This is a genomic window from Caldanaerobius fijiensis DSM 17918 (assembly GCF_900129075.1).
In the GTDB taxonomy this organism is placed as follows: domain Bacteria; phylum Bacillota; class Thermoanaerobacteria; order Thermoanaerobacterales; family Caldanaerobiaceae; genus Caldanaerobius; species Caldanaerobius fijiensis.
Genome location: NZ_FQVH01000003.1, coordinates 14336 through 29750, shown reverse-complemented (window position 1 = coordinate 29750; position 15415 = coordinate 14336). Strand labels below are relative to the sequence as shown.

General features: G+C 40.2%; 12 protein-coding genes. All 12 read right to left on the bottom strand.

The window, feature by feature from the left end:
- Nucleotides 1-9: 9 nt before the first annotated feature.
- A complete protein-coding gene (gene fabZ / locus BUB87_RS02450) occupies nucleotides 10-432 on the bottom strand; it encodes a 3-hydroxyacyl-ACP dehydratase FabZ (protein ID WP_327021777.1) in 423 nt (140 codons plus the stop codon).
- 57 nt (nucleotides 433-489) lie between these two features.
- Nucleotides 490-840 (bottom strand): rod-binding protein, encoded by a 351-nt coding sequence (locus BUB87_RS02445; RefSeq protein WP_073341520.1) that lies wholly within the window; start codon nucleotides 838-840, stop codon nucleotides 490-492.
- Nucleotides 841-849: 9 nt separating this feature from the next.
- The gene (gene flgG, locus BUB87_RS02440) at nucleotides 850-1647 is read right to left on the bottom strand and encodes a flagellar basal-body rod protein FlgG (protein ID WP_073341519.1); all 798 of its coding nucleotides are present in this window, start codon (nucleotides 1645-1647) and stop codon (nucleotides 850-852) included.
- Between the two features lie 18 nt (nucleotides 1648-1665).
- Nucleotides 1666-2415, bottom strand: a complete 750-nt coding sequence (gene flgF / locus BUB87_RS02435) for a flagellar basal-body rod protein FlgF (RefSeq protein WP_073341518.1) — start codon at nucleotides 2413-2415, stop codon at nucleotides 1666-1668.
- A gap of 4 nt (nucleotides 2416-2419) precedes the next feature.
- Entirely contained in the window at nucleotides 2420-3457 is a 1038-nt protein-coding gene (gene mreB / locus BUB87_RS02430) for a rod shape-determining protein (RefSeq protein ID WP_073341517.1), read from the bottom strand.
- 34 nt (nucleotides 3458-3491) lie between these two features.
- A complete protein-coding gene (spoIIID, locus tag BUB87_RS02425) occupies nucleotides 3492-3791 on the bottom strand; it encodes a sporulation transcriptional regulator SpoIIID (protein WP_073341516.1) in 300 nt (99 codons plus the stop codon).
- A gap of 66 nt (nucleotides 3792-3857) precedes the next feature.
- On the bottom strand, nucleotides 3858-4688 hold the full coding sequence (locus BUB87_RS02420; protein WP_073341515.1) for a M23 family metallopeptidase: 831 nt from the start codon (nucleotides 4686-4688) through the stop codon (nucleotides 3858-3860).
- A gap of 53 nt (nucleotides 4689-4741) precedes the next feature.
- Nucleotides 4742-5833: a stage II sporulation protein D gene (gene spoIID / locus BUB87_RS02415; RefSeq protein WP_073341514.1), complete on the bottom strand. Its 1092-nt coding sequence runs from the start codon at nucleotides 5831-5833 to the stop codon at nucleotides 4742-4744.
- 63 nt (nucleotides 5834-5896) lie between these two features.
- Nucleotides 5897-6826: an S-layer homology domain-containing protein gene (locus BUB87_RS02410; protein ID WP_073341513.1), complete on the bottom strand. Its 930-nt coding sequence runs from the start codon at nucleotides 6824-6826 to the stop codon at nucleotides 5897-5899.
- A 21-nt stretch (nucleotides 6827-6847) separates the two neighbouring features.
- Nucleotides 6848-7387: a hypothetical protein gene (locus tag BUB87_RS02405; RefSeq protein WP_073341512.1), complete on the bottom strand. Its 540-nt coding sequence runs from the start codon at nucleotides 7385-7387 to the stop codon at nucleotides 6848-6850.
- The gene (locus BUB87_RS02400) at nucleotides 7384-9951 is read right to left on the bottom strand and encodes an S-layer homology domain-containing protein (RefSeq protein WP_159432350.1); all 2568 of its coding nucleotides are present in this window, start codon (nucleotides 9949-9951) and stop codon (nucleotides 7384-7386) included. The genes BUB87_RS02405 and BUB87_RS02400 overlap by 4 nt, the downstream gene beginning before the upstream one ends.
- Entirely contained in the window at nucleotides 9951-15359 is a 5409-nt protein-coding gene (locus tag BUB87_RS02395; protein WP_073341510.1) for an IPT/TIG domain-containing protein, read from the bottom strand. The genes BUB87_RS02400 and BUB87_RS02395 overlap by 1 nt, the downstream gene beginning before the upstream one ends.
- Nucleotides 15360-15415: the final 56 nt, after the last annotated feature.

Here is a 15415-nt window from a genome sequence, read left to right as displayed (position 1 = left end):
GTTTATTCTTTATTCTTCTACTGCTGCAAAAAGTATTTCCCCCTCACATACTATTATATCATCAACAGTAGCTATACCGTGTCCTTTTCCGATATTCTTTTTAATATTTAAAAATTCCACCTGTAATTTCAACGTATCTCCTGGAATAACCTGACGCTTAAATCTAAACTTGTCAAGGCCCGCCAAAACCATAAGCTTGTCTTTAAATTCATCTTGCTGCTTAACATATACAGCCCCTAGCTGCGCCAGCGCCTCAGCTATAAGTACACCTGGCATAATAGGCTTCCCAGGAAAATGTCCCTGGAAATATGGCTCATTGCCACTTACGTTTTTTATACCTATTATTTTATTATCACCGATTTCCACCACCCTGTCAACTAACAAAAAAGGGTATCTATGCGGAATAATCTTTTGTATATCTTTTAAATCCAGCATGATATCAACTCCTTATAAGCCCCAATTTGTTGTGATTATTGATTTACACCAGAATCACGTTTTAGAAGTAAGCTGGTTATACAACTGCTGGGCAATGCCGAAGTTTTGTTTCTGAACCATTAGCCTGGCATATTCATCGTCAAGCATGGATTGAAAAACATCCTGTTCAAATGAATCAGGTATAAGACCATCCTTAGGAATTGCCTGTCTCATGGATTTTATAACCATACTAACCATAATGGCCTCAAAGTCCTGGCACAGCTGTTTCAATTTTTCATTATCCTTTGATTTTACTGCATTGTCAAGCACCTGTTGAAAGTTTCGTGTAACTTTATCAATATTTCCACTATTGACGGTTATTTGTAATAAATTATTCGATAAATTCACAGGATCGATAATGCTCATTAACTGCTACTACCTCCTCAAATTATTAGCGGTGTTCAGCATCTCATCAGCAGCCTGTATAGATTTTGAATTTATCTCATAAGCCCTCTGAGCTGTTATAAGATTTACCATTTCCTGAACAACTTTTATATTGGATGTCTCTAAAAAACCATGCAATACCTTATTCTGCGGATTTGTTGGATCATCAGGTATAGGCTGACCCGACGCTACTGTTTCCTGAAATAGATTATCTCCTTGAGCCATAAGACCATCGGGATTCACAAAATTAACAATGCCAAGTCTTATCCCAAGATCCTGTATATTACCCATGTCGTCCTTGGCACTGATTTCACCCGTGCTGGATATAGTAATGTCTTTTTGGGTACTATCAAAAGTTATAGGGTTACCAGTGTCATCCAATACGGGATATCCTTCTGATGTAACCAGCATTGCCTGGTTACCATTGACGCTCAACTTAAAACTACCATCTCTGGTATAAAGAGGGCCATTTAATCCCTGGACCACAAAGAAACCCTTCCCATCAATAGCTATGTCAAAAGGATTGTTTGTCTGCTGCAAATTGCCCTCGCTAAAATCTCTGGAAGTAGCCGATGGCCTTACTCCCACTCCTACCTGTATATTTACAGGTGAACCCACGTATTGTTGATTATCTGGACCCTGTATAGTATCGTAAAGCAGGTCCTTGAATTCCGCCCTTGCAGCTTTATATCCCGTGGTATTGGCATTAGCCAGATTATTTGAAATTACGTCGACATTTAACTGTTGAGCATTCATGCCTGTAGCAGCTGTCCAAAGTGCTCTTATCATTTTTCATATACCTCCTCATCAAATTTTTCCTACATCGTTTACTGCCTTATTCAAAGTATCATCCATGGCTGTAATAACCTTCTGATTGGCTTCATAAGCCCTGGTCACATCTATCATATCTACCATTTCAACAATGGGGTTAACATTTGATAATTCAACATACCCTTGACGGATCATACCCAGGGGTCTATTACCCAAAGGACCTGTTATTAAATCGTCCCCAATTTTTGTTATGGTATTAGCACCGTTCTGGTTGATGTCTACAATCCTGAGCCTATCTACATATTTGCCGTTTACATATATAGCACCGCTCACGTCAATATTGATATCCCCTGGCGGCAATATTATGTTGCCATTTACGCCTAACACAGGCAAACCTTCAGCTGTAACTAAAAGACCATTTTGGTCCCTTTTAAAATGTCCATCCCTCGTATACATGATTTTGTTGCCATTCTGTACTACAAAAAAACCATTCCCATCAATAGCCAGGTCTAAAGGGTTGTCCGTTTTTTGAAGCCCACCCTGCGATAAATCCGTATATACGCCTCCAGACCACACGCCGTAATTTATAATCCCTATATTTCGTGTGTTTTGCGAGGGATCTGCGTAATTTTGGGCCATTAACATGATATCAGAAAAAGATTTACTGACATTGTAATCCTTTTTAAAACCCGTCGTATTGACATTGGCCAAATTATTTGAAATAGTATCTAATCTTGCCATCTGATCCACCATTCCGGTTGCCGCTATATACAAACCCCTTATCATCGTATCACCTTTCACTAAAAACGATTTTATCATCAGAATATATGCTACTGGTATCCAAAATACCTATATAATCCAGCGCCTTGCCCGTTCCCCGAGCTACACATGAAACAGGATCATCAGCTAAATACACGGGCACATTGAGCCTGTCCTGCAATAATTTATTTAAATCCCTCAGCAGTGAACCACCGCCCGTCATCACAATACCTTTATCGCCTATATCCCCTACTAGCTCTGGAGGCGTCTTTTCAAGCACTCCATGTACAGCATCTATCAAAACGTTTAAAGGCTCGCTTAACGCCTCCAGCAGCTCATCGGAATTTATCTCAACAATCATGGGTAACCCTGTAACAAGGCTTCTGCCCCGCACGCTCATCTTAAGCGGAGGATTTTGAGGATATGCTGCACCGGCATTTATCTTTAGTTCTTCTGCAGTCCTCTCCCCTATCATAAGGTGATATTTTTTTCTTATGTACCTCGTTATTACCTCGTCAAAGTCATCTCCCGCTACCTTTATGGAAGTACTAACTACAGCACCACCCAAAGAGATAACCGCTATATCTGTAGTCCCACCGCCTATATCCACTACCATCGAACCACTCGGTTTTGATATATCAAGCCCCGCTCCTATAGCCGCCGCAATAGGTTCTTCGATCAAAAACGCCTTTTTTGCTCCAGCCTGGTATGCCGCATCGATAACTGCACGCTTCTCTACTTCCGTTATGCTGCTGGGAACGCTGATCATAACTCTCGGTCTAAAAAAAGACCTCTCCCCGCATGCTTTATTTATAAAATGCCTCAACATCTTACGCGTAACATCAAAATTTGAAATAACACCCTGCCTGAGAGGTCTTACAGCTACTATGTTGCCAGGAGTTCTGCCTATCATCCTCCTGGCTTCTGATCCTATCGCCACTATTTTCCCCGTTTTAGCCTCCACGGCTACTACAGATGGCTCCATCAAGACAATGCCTTTACCCTTTACATAAACTAAAACAGAAGCCGTACCCAAGTCAATTCCGATATCCATGCCAAACCCGAACATTTCATCATTCGCCCTTTCACTTATACTTACCCTTTTATTTAATTCTATATAATTCCGAAAAATCCTTCTGTTCCGTCGCTAAATGCTTTAAATTTTTGTACTTCAATTTGGTAGCCTTGCCGCCCCTTATGTGCCTTTCTGCTTTGTTTTTCTCTAAGACGTCCTTCACACCATTATAAAGTTCGGGATTTATCTTGGGAAGCCTCTCGGTCATATCCTTGTGTACAGTGCTCTTGCTCACGCCAAATACGATGGCGGTTTTTCTGACAGTTGCTTTAGACGAAATCACATATCTGGCTATTTCAATAACTCTCTCATCAATGTCGCCTTTCATAAAAAAAAGCCCCCTTTACCCGACTCTGTTACTAATATATGCAAAGCGGATAAAGGGTAGAACAAATCACTGTTTTATATAGTCATGGGGATTGACGTTCTTGCCATCTTTTATTACTTCAAAATGTACATGGGGTCCCTCAGCTATCTCAAAACTGGCTGATTGACTCACAATTCCAATTATATCACCTTGTTTTACTGTCTGGCCTTCTTTTACTTTTATATCTTCTCCTAAAGACGAGTATCTGGTCTCATAACCACCATTATGTTTAATTATTACTGTGTATCCCATCTTTAAATCCTTATAAACCTTTTCTACTATGCCCGCCATCGCTGCCTTAACAGGCATATCGGCTTTTGCGGCAATATCTATGCCATTATGGGTACGCCATTCATCAAGAGTTTTTGAGTAAATAAGATTGCTCATTGCATAATCCGTAGATATCTGGCCATCTACAGGCATTATCATACTGACAGTTATAGTAGAGGATACTGGAGTTGCATTGGCCACAGGTGTTGAAACATTTTTAATAGTTTTTTCCGTATCCCTGGTGTTATCTACAACTTTAGTGGGTTCTGTCTGTTGTGCCTTGGTTATCGTATTTTGAGCACTGTTTTGAGCTGTTTCTTGTTGTTTTTTCTCTTCATAATATTTTTGTACGTTGTTCTGAGCTGTGTTGCTTTCTAGCTTCTTATTTATGTCTCCAATGATAATATCGCTGTCTCTCATGCTGACATCAGGATTTGTTTGCTTTTCAGATGCACTCTTAGGCGGCAACCCTTTTTTAACCAGCTTATTTATATCGTTATTTGTCATGACAACGGCCGCAATAGCCACTATGGCGATACACATTAAAAGAATTACATAAAAACCGTTCTTTTGTAAAAAATTTTTCATTATATTCCACCTCCAAAATTAGTATAGCCATATATTGGTGGAATATACTTTAATCACTGATTTTTATGTAACTCACTTAAACTTATAATAGCTGTATTTTTATAATAATGTTTTAAAATATCTTCATAACTACTGCCGTGTTCTGCCATGCCCTCTGCTCCAAACTGGCTCATCCCGACGCCGTGTCCATACCCTGTCACATCCATTACCACATTATTATCAGTAAACGTAAATTTGACATTGGTGGAATTCAAATCATATACGTTTCTGAGTTCTTCACCCGTCAAGACTTGATCTCCTATTTTAATCTTCTTTATCCTGTCTGTGTGGGAGTATTCCAGAACCTTAATCTGCGATGAAAGGTTGCTTGCATCCACCTTTGCATCCGGTCTTAAGGTCTTTAATCGGCGTACAAATTCAATTTTTGTCATCACGATCTGGGTTTTATATTTAGGAGCACCTTCTTCATAAGGGCTATCAACACTTACAAGGTATGGGACATTCTTACCCCATGCGTCCTCTGCGCTTTCGGTCTTTCCACCACTAATAGCGTGAAATACAGGCTGGATAAGCTTATCTTCATAAGCAAGCACCTGACCGGTGGTGTCCTGTACCGCCTTACTCACTTTGTCCATATACATATTATAATCTTTCCCCCATTTCGATCTCAATTCTGCCTCTGACGCCCAAGCCTGGCAATGGTGAGAATCAGTACACACATCAGCACCCGGATGTTCACCATCCCCATTGCCTCCAAAGATCTTCATTTTGCTCGCAGCATAGGTCCTGGATGCCACCGCTTGAGCTTTTAAAGCCTCGGTATTAAAGTTAGCCGGCATCTCCGCCGCTACCACTCCTCTCACGTATTGCTCTAGAGGCATTTTCTCCAGTTTACCTGTTTGAACCACATATACATTTATTTCTAAATCTTTATAATTTTTACCATCTGTCGCAGGAGATATTTTATCGTTTTTTTCCGCTACAGCCCTACCCTCCTGTATCAGTTTGTAGGATGTATTAAGTCGAGGTTCATTAAATGTCAGGGGTTTTTCAGGATGCAAAGCGTTCCAGCTGATCACAATGCTCAGGGGCAAAAATACTACCGTAGCAAATAACCCCAGAATAAAATAAAGGAATATTCTCATTAAAATTCCCCCTTTGTGCACACCTACAATCTATTTATATGCACACCAGGGGGATATTTACCATCAAAAATTCAAAACCCTATCTACATAATTTTTGATCATATCTTTTTGGAGAAATTGTATAAATCGATCTAAAAAAACCGAAACCTCCGCTTTTGTCATAGCCTGCTGAGGGTTAAACCTGTTGTACTCATCACCCTGAATAAGGCCAATGAGATATGCTACATAAACCGAATCCTTTGCCCAGGGACTTATTTTATCGTCATCTGCAAAAGTTGTGTTATAACCTGCCGTTGGAGCAAGAGACTCAAGGCCTAATGCCCTAATAGCAATGACGATAGCCTGTTCCCTTGTAAGGGATTGGGCAGGTGAAAAAGTACTATTAGATGTACCTTCCATCAAGCCGTTCTGGACCACTGCCTTTATGTATTTATAGTCTGCGCTATTTACAGACACATCAAAGAACGGCGAAGTCTCAGGCGTTTTATTTCGATTACGTAAGTACGCTGGAACATTATCGTTACTTTGATCAATATTTATTCCCGCCACTATAGCTATAGCTTTAGCGAAATCCCCTCTTTTTATAGGCAATGCCGGCCCAAAATAGTCAGAATCATCCCTAAACACTCCTAACGCCAGCATCTTTTTTATAGAATCTTCTGCCCAGTGCCCTTTTATATCCTTTTTATTTCCTATGGCAAGGGGCTGGGTTATCGTAGGGGACATTTCCATTGCCAGAGTACCCTCTTTTTCTGTTCTTGCAGACGATGGTACGCCATTTTCCAATACGGGTAAATTATATGAATACTGCAACACAGTCTGGCCCTCATTTTTGATCACGTAACTTCCGTCAAAGCTTATATATTGTGGATCGTTTTTGGTATACACAATACGTTTAGCACTTGAATCGGCGGCAATTTCAGATATTGAACCTTCCCACTGAATTGGCGAGCCCCCATTTGGGGTTCTATTATAGCGTATACTTATATCCACCTTACTGTCGTAAGCTGACCCTCATGCACTGCTATACCCTGATGATTTACCTGTCATATTCACAGTGACGCTGCCTTCCGTGCGGTTTATATCGTAAACCTTTTTATATATCCAGTTAGATGCAAAGTAGTTTACTGCAGGCCTTTCATCAGTCACCTTTGATGCGCTAAAAGTATAATTAGGTGCCTTTAAGATATAATTAACGCCATCAATAGTAATACTCTCAGACATATTTAACATAGAGATCCTGGACAGCACCTGTGAGTCGCCCACATTTTCATAATCCACATTTAGTGAAACAGTACGTCTTAATGTAGCTTTATGCTGTGCATTTGTAAGCAAATAAGTATAATTTATTCTCTGGGTATTATTTCTAGGTGGAGTTGAATAAACCTTCAAAGTACCCTGAAATTCTACAGGCTCGCCGGTTATAAAGACCATCTCCTTATACTGTACGCCATCTGAAACACCGCCTTCGTAACCTACATCCGCAGCGTATACTACCTTAAAAGTCATAGATATCACAGCAATCAGCAACACTATCAAAATATTTCTTCTCATCTTACAATCACCACATATCCAATACTGCCATCTCTTACAATAAATGCTTCATCACCTGGGTTTATATCATTTAATCCCACAGGCATGCCATTTTTAACGATTACAGCCTTTTTTACATTTATCATATCTGCACCGCTTATGAACCAGGAACTTTTAAATTGACTGTAATCCCTGGCGTTTTTCAAACTCAGCAAGCCATTACCTGCATCGACTGCATCTATATAGGCTGTAGTAATCCTATCACCAGAACCTGCAAAATCACCTGCATCGCCTACCACGTTTATAGCTATGGTGTTATTGAAAGCATCTGACACCACATATATAAATTTGCCTCTGAGATAAGACATGTTTGAATCATTATACCTCATGGACGTAAAGTCTCTCAGAGTAATTGATCTGCCGGGTGTAGATGTATTATCGACGATATTGGTATCGTTATTGAGATATAGGTACTCATCACCTGTCTTCTCCCATTGACCGCTCTTAAGAATATAGCTTTTAACCAGCTCAAATCTGTCATCATATATCCCATTGTATCCAATTATATTTCCATATTGATTTTTTATCGCATCTGCTACAATGTTCCCTTTAAATATCATATACGGAGGCCATTGGGGCGTTTCCACCAATACCAGTCGGGCAATGCTATTATTTCCATCTTTAGAGGCTATAACTAATAAATCCTCCCCGCTTACAAGGCCTTCAGGCGGCATCAACCTATCGCTGTTAACCACCGCTGTAGAGCTATTATACGGTAGAACATTATTGCCAACAGTGATGCGTTGAGCCGCATAATCAATGGAACTCAAAGTATACTCATATGTGTATTCATAGCCCTTAAATACATTTAAATACCCTATTTTCGAGCCTCCATAATTATTTGTCAATACTGCATATGCTCTCATACTCTTATAATTGTTTATATCATCAGCAATGATTTTGTTGCCGTCAACATACAGTTTGGCATCATTCGAAATGCCATAAAAGGCATACCCGCTCTCATCTACCCACGTGCCATTTTCGTATCTTTTGACATCAGAAAGCGCCAGCTGACCATTGGCATAACCTTTTATATTCCCTTTTATAACCGCAACTACCTGACCGTAGTTACTCTGGACGGCTATTTTTGAAGGTGTGGCGGAGTTCAGGGAATCAAGGTACAGAGCCACAAAGTCGCCCCTTAAAACATCCTGTATACTTCCAGTCTTCTGAGGCATTAAAACGGGTATATTTTCGCTGACATAATAATCTTTTATATCGCCATTCTGTGTATAAATTCTAAGTGCATATCCATCTCCGCTTTTTATAATGTCTAAGACCTGCCCATATACCCTTATAGTTCCAGGTGTCACATAACCAGGATTGTTATTATCTATATACACAGAAATACTTTTGACGCGACCATTTACCAATTTTAGACTCACAGACTGCCCATATTTAAGATCTGATAAACTGCCTGCAAGACCATTGACGTCAACAGGTGTGTACTTGCTCAACGTATAAATTCTTGTATTTCCACTGGAGTCTTCTAATGTCAGCTGGTCTTGAGAAACATCTAAGATAACTCCTTCTACCCGATTGGCGTTATTGCTACCGGCATTTAACTCTATAAATAGTATGTTGTTTCCTTTGGCATAATATGTTATATTGTCACCGTTTTTGAGCCACGATGTCAGGTCAATGTCATCGCCGTTTAAGACAGGCACATCGAAATCTTGCTTTATCTCTATTACAGCTCTGGATCCATCATCATTTTCTATATAATAATCCTTGACTGGAGCATTATCCACGTATCTAGATGATGTCCTTACTATAATACCGCCTTTTGATACAATGCCTTGAACTTTTGCAAAATAAGGCAAAAGAATGTATACCATACTGGCCATCTCATTTCTCGCAAGGGAATCCTCAGGCCTGAATTTTAAGCTATTTCCAGAAATACTACCTTTGATGGCTCCGATGCGCACCAGCGGTTCTATGTACGGAGCGTAAACTTCATTTATATCTCGCCAATCACTAAAATTATATATCGCACCCTGTTCTGTGCCGTAAATGGGAGCAACACCAGCTAATTTAGCTAGCCAATATGCTACTACCTGCCTTTGCGCAGGTTTTGTCCATGGAATGGTGGCATCGGCTTTTGACAGTATTCCCTTACTTATGGCATAATCCACATATCCATATGCCCACGGGTCCGCATTTATGGCTGCCGTCTGCCTATTTTGTACCCCGTTGCTTGTCGTGCCACCAGGCCTACTTTTAAGAGTCTGCATATATCTTTGTGCATTTTCTTCCTGTCCAGCTGCCCTAAGAGCTACTATCAATGCCTCCTCATAAGTAATAATTCTATCAGGATAAAATCTATCGCCATAACCTCTAAAAATCGAAAGCGCTGTAAGAACTTTTATTGGTTTTTTTGCCCAATTATTTTCTATATCCTTGAAGCGAGATAATTCTACAAGGTATTTTGCCTGTTCGGTACCTTGATAAATCTGAGCTCCAAATCCCAATACCTGCAAAGTAGATAAGATAACAACTAACAAAATCGCTATAAGCCTTCTCATCATTTCACCTCACTAAAAAGGGCAAACCTCCCATTTTTATACTGACTGCTACTTACGCCCAAAAACGAAACATCATCTATGGTTGCTTTCCATTTGTCAGCATCAGGATCATAATAATACATGTGGATATTATTCCAGTATTTTAAATCACTATAGCTCAGCATTAGATCGTAATAAAATATAATATCATCGGCTTTAACCTTTTTATTACCATTTTGCACATACGTATTTACGTCATATACATCGCTCATAAGCTTATAAGCCCTGCCCACTGAAATACTGGCTCTTTCCTCGATATTTCCTCCCATCCTGTTTAACTCTAAAACCACATAATCCACATCTCCCGCACCCCAAATGTACTTTGTATTAAAGCCTATCTTTCCACCTTCGTAATATATGTTAAAATATTTATCCTGTCCTATAAACCTTTGCGGAATATTTATAATATATCTGTCGACACCTCTGTACTTTGCTCCTGTCAGGTTTACTTCATTAGCACCGCTTATCCCCAGCGTTACAACTACCACACCCGAGTCCACCTCAATAGAATTGGCAGTTGAATCTCCCGTACTGCTTCCTGGAGATGAACTTTCGCTGCCCGCTTTCAGAGTTGTGGTTCCTGTGGTTACAGTATTGGACATACCGCTGGAGTTTATAGCTCTCAGCTGAAAACTATACGAGGTATTCGGCGTAAGGCCGTGAACATAATATGTATTAGTAGAAGCATCCACTGAAGTCACAAAAATCCATTGGTCGTTATAACTTTCTTTAATGTATAATTCATATTTTAAAGCCCCTTTGGATGAACTCCATCCCAACTTCACCGTGTCGCCACTCTGAGGATACGCGTAAAAGCCTATAGGTGTTTCGGGGTTCGTGACGATATATTTATATCCACCTTTTAAAGTGGCCTCCGAACCGTCTGGGTTTCTCACCGTCACGTCGACCAAACCTTCACGGCCGCTGGGGGTTATAACCGTAATAGCAGTATTATCATTAATAACCTGAGGATTGGAAGCCAAAACACCGTCAAAGTAAACCTGTACACCGTACTGAAAACCTGAACCATAAATGGTTACCCTATCTCCACCATTGGTGGAACCTGTATTGGGTACTATCCTGTTAATGGTAGGATTGGCACTTGTCTTAAGATACATAAAAGCATCAGCCTTATAGGCGCTCCCCCCATCGCCGTTATCTATTAATACACCCACAGACTTGCCTGCATAATCCTCAGTAACCTTAGGCGTAAGTACCACTATATAAGAATTATCATCAGCGTGTTGTATCACCTGGGCTTCATTATTCCCAAAATACACCTTTGCTGTTTTTCTCAGATCTTGACCGTATATGGTGACCCTGGTCCCACCATTTATAGAACCGGATTGTGGGCTGATACGCGATATTAATGGGTTGCTCAGGGCAATAACAGCCTTAAGTTTACCCGTAGCTGTACCCCCATCAGGGTTTATTACCTCTATAATTTTATCTCCCTGACTTTCAAGTTCAGGAATTTTGACCACTATCGTCGATGCATCAATAACCGTCACACTGTCATCCCTAGGATCATTTATATCCTTTGGCAGCTGTATAATATTAGCGCCGTCGTGTATCCTTATAACGCTCATTATAGTCTTGCCATCACTGCCTGTACGCCTCATGGTAAAATTGCTGCCTTTTATCAACACAACACCACCTTTTACGGATATTGCAGGCGGTATTATATCGGTAATCACAGGTTTGGACTGGGTGTATGTATAGCCGTTCTTCAACACGGTCACGCCGCCACTGTTTTTATCATCGGCGGGATTTACAACCGTCACATCAACGCTCTGACCATTGGGGTATGCAGGTGTTGTAACCTCCAATGTAAATTCATCAATATACTTTACACTTTCAGCTTTTGTACCGCCAAAAAACACGTCGGGAACTTTCTGCACAGTAGAACCGCCGCTGGTCACAGATATCCTCCTGAAATCCTTGCCCTTTATAATAACCACATCACCGCCCAATGTAGAACCCTTATTAGGCTGAACAGAAGTTACCACAGGGCTGCTATTAGGTATAGCGTATCTGTATCCCCCCACCAGTGTATCACTGCCACCATCGTAATTTACTACTATAACATCTACATAACCGGCGCCATTTCTCGATGGCGGTACCACAACACTTATGCTTTGAAATCCATCAGCGTCTATTTTGGACATGTCAAAAGCTACAACCTTAGCCTTTTCACTGCCAAAGTAAACCTCTATCCCATCTTTGAAGTTCTTCCCTTTTATAATAGCGATGTTGCCTCCATTTACCGGCCCTATTGGAGGTTCTATACCTTCAATACTTGGCAGGGTATCCTGACTGGGCGTCATGTATTGAAATTTAGCAGGAGAACTGGTTACAGAGCCGTCAGGATTCTCCACCGTTATATCGTAAGCCATAGGTTCAGGCATTTGAGGTACCTTAAACTTTATTAGACCGCTATCTATGACGTAAACGTCTCCATCCGGCACTCTCATATCCCCTATATACACCGTGGATTTTGACGCTATCAGTTTACCCGTATTGTCTTTAACCTCCTGTACAAAGTCCTTACCTTTAATGTAGACCCATGTACCCTCTGTCCCGTGATCCGGAGCAATAGAACTAATAGAAGGATCTGTCACTATACTTACGTACTTAAAGCCTTTACCGATAGAAGGATCGTAATATGTAAAAGTAGAACCCGTATCCAGATCTATCACTTGTACCGGCTTTAACCCTGAGGTTCCCGGAGGTGTTGTGGCTTTTATCTGCGTTTGATCAACACGAGTAATATTGGTAGCAGGTCTACCGTCTATCGTAACCATCATTTTTAAACCAAAATTGGCACCATTTACAGTTATAGGTGTACCTCCGTCCACTTTACCCTTTGATGGTGTTACTGAATTTACTACTATATCTTTTTCTGGTTTTTTAAAGACGAAAGCATTATTAGCTACAGCGCGAGCTCCTGTTGACCCTTCCACGTAATCAGGATTGATTACCTCTACATCATGATATCCAATATAGCTCGAACTTATTTTTACCTGGAGCTGGGTACCAAAGGACCCATTTCTGCCATCGATAGGATTCCCTTTGTCATCGGTAACCTGAATAGCTTCAAATTCTCCATAAACATCCTGAGCCACCGTGCCGTCACTATTATACTCCTTATAATGCACCCTTACTTTCGGCATACTTTTGCCATCTGGTGCCACATAAAATTCACTGCCCTTTATTGTAACATAAATATCCTTGTTAACCTCTCCTACGGCAGGCGTTATAGAAGAGATTTTAGGCGCCGTCTGATAGGTAAAAATCGCCTTTGGGTCATTAATATCAGTCGTTCCTCCTTCAGTATTTACTATTTTAACAGGAACTTTACCAATAGTTTTTGATGGAGGTACAATCACTACCAGGGTCGAACTAATCTTTTTGTACACACTATCAAAAACCGCATCTATAGACTTGACCTGGGCTTGAATATCTCCGAAATATACTTTTGCCCCATCTCTGACATCAATACCCTTAATGGTGACCGCATACCCACCTTCTCTAGACCCTACAGGAGGTGTAATATCCACTATTTGAGGCGTGGTGAGATCAGGTTTTAATGTAAAGCCCGCTTTTATGACCTGTTCTGTTATATCCAGGAGAGTCTTCCCTTGGGCATCAATAATCACAGTATGGGTCGTGAGAATAACATCAACAGGTGTATCCTGCCTCGGATTAAGAGTAAAAGGTGGCATTTCTGCCGTTATGGTTTGAATGCCATTGTCGTCTCCTTCGATATCAGTTATCTTAAGATTATTCCCTATATTGAGCTTAATTCGTTTTTCAATGCTCACATTTTGGTTATCATAATACTGACCTTTAGCCCTTACTATATACTCATCAGTGTTATTGTCATATGCAGCATATACTGAATCCGATACCGCTGTAAATTTATCTATATTAAAATTCTTTATATTTCTACCCTGAACATTAATCGTTCTCGTTCCTGAGGTCTCCCTCATCTCCATAGGATATACGGTATCTATGGTAAGCTGATTACCCACCGTCAAATACGTAAAACCACCACTAAAAACATAAAATGTACCATCCAATTGGTTGTAAAGAATAACATCCTTGGGGCCCGGATTTTCACCTGAAGGCAACGGTGGAATCTGTACCCTTATGGTGGAATAGGCATCCTGTCCTGACAATAAAGGCAATTTCTTTGCCAGGTGCTTATTAGAACTATCCTTCAAATACTGATCCAGATTATTTGCATCGCCTATATAGACCTGCAGTGAATCTACAAATCCTGCACCGGTTATAGTAGTAATAGTCCCTCCTGATGTAGGACCTGCATTAGGTTCTACCTTCTGTATAGAAAGGTTGGGAGGTGTCTGTACTACTGTAAATTCACCTTTTAGTGTGACACGAGTTCCACCAAAATCCGCACCATAATTATCAGAACCCGCCTGGCTTATCACGATGTCCTTGACACCCGGATCCATTCCAACAGGCACTGTAAATTCTATTTTTTGACCGCTTAACACGCTATAACTATCATAAGATAATTTTGTATTGGATATAGCCATCCATTGTATGTCCTGTGCTCTAAAATTATCACCGGTTATAGTGACTTTCAGACCTGGGTATGCTTTACTTTTATCAATATAATATATATAAGGTGTAACATTATACTTAAAGCTCTTTACATCCTGGCCATTATCGTTGTTTATCACCGTTATATCTTTTATATCTCCACTCATTATATCTGTAGGGGTCTTGATTACTATTTTCTCACTATCAGCATATATAAGTTGCAATTCAGGATTACCATTAGTATCCTTTTTGGCAGAAGAAAGAGAGCCTATCTTTACTTCCTTTAAATCAAAGTTTTTACCCTCTATGACAGTCTGCAATATCTTGTTACTGCCAATTATGCGCCCACTGGTATCTCTTACAAAGGTCGTCTCTACATTTTGATATATATTTGTTATAGTGGGATTGACGGAAATAACAGAACCAGATACATATTTAAATTGAAGAATATCTGAAATACCTGTTGAAGTTGAAGAACCAGGCTTTATAATCAACCAAGCATCGCCTACATAACCATTAGCTGGAGGAATTTTTACAAGAATCTGATTTGGGGTAATATTTATATCCTTACTGTCAATAGTCACACTATTAGAACCATAGGTAACCGTTATAACTGTATTGCTGTCAAAATACTTGCCGTTTAAGGCCGTCAAAACTACATATCCTCCATCTGCTGATGAAACAACCGTAGGATTCATGGAAACATCACCCGACGATGCCACGGCAGTTCGAGGTAGTAAGATACCTGTAGCTGATATAGCAATAAACATGCTCAATAAGAGCGCCACAATTCTTCTCATAAGTTGACCCCCTGTTTACAATACTCCATTATTTATATCGACATATTTTTTAAAAT

Excerpts from the sequence above, each read along its gene's own strand:
- BUB87_RS02445 (WP_073341520.1), bottom strand. The coding sequence starts at position 840 with ATGAGCATTATCGATCCTGTGAATTTATCGAATAATTTATTACAAATA.
- flgG (WP_073341519.1), bottom strand. The coding sequence starts at position 1,647 with ATGATAAGAGCACTTTGGACAGCTGCTACAGGCATGAATGCTCAACAG.
- flgF (WP_073341518.1), bottom strand. The coding sequence starts at position 2,415 with ATGATAAGGGGTTTGTATATAGCGGCAACCGGAATGGTGGATCAGATG.
- mreB (WP_073341517.1), bottom strand. The coding sequence starts at position 3,457 with ATGTTCGGGTTTGGCATGGATATCGGAATTGACTTGGGTACGGCTTCT.
- spoIIID (WP_073341516.1), bottom strand. The coding sequence starts at position 3,791 with ATGAAAGGCGACATTGATGAGAGAGTTATTGAAATAGCCAGATATGTG.
- BUB87_RS02420 (WP_073341515.1), bottom strand. The coding sequence starts at position 4,688 with ATGAAAAATTTTTTACAAAAGAACGGTTTTTATGTAATTCTTTTAATG.
- spoIID (WP_073341514.1), bottom strand. The coding sequence starts at position 5,833 with ATGAGAATATTCCTTTATTTTATTCTGGGGTTATTTGCTACGGTAGTA.
- BUB87_RS02405 (WP_073341512.1), bottom strand. The coding sequence starts at position 7,387 with ATGAGAAGAAATATTTTGATAGTGTTGCTGATTGCTGTGATATCTATG.
- BUB87_RS02400 (WP_159432350.1), bottom strand. The coding sequence starts at position 9,951 with ATGAGAAGGCTTATAGCGATTTTGTTAGTTGTTATCTTATCTACTTTG.
- BUB87_RS02395 (WP_073341510.1), bottom strand. The coding sequence starts at position 15,359 with ATGAGAAGAATTGTGGCGCTCTTATTGAGCATGTTTATTGCTATATCA.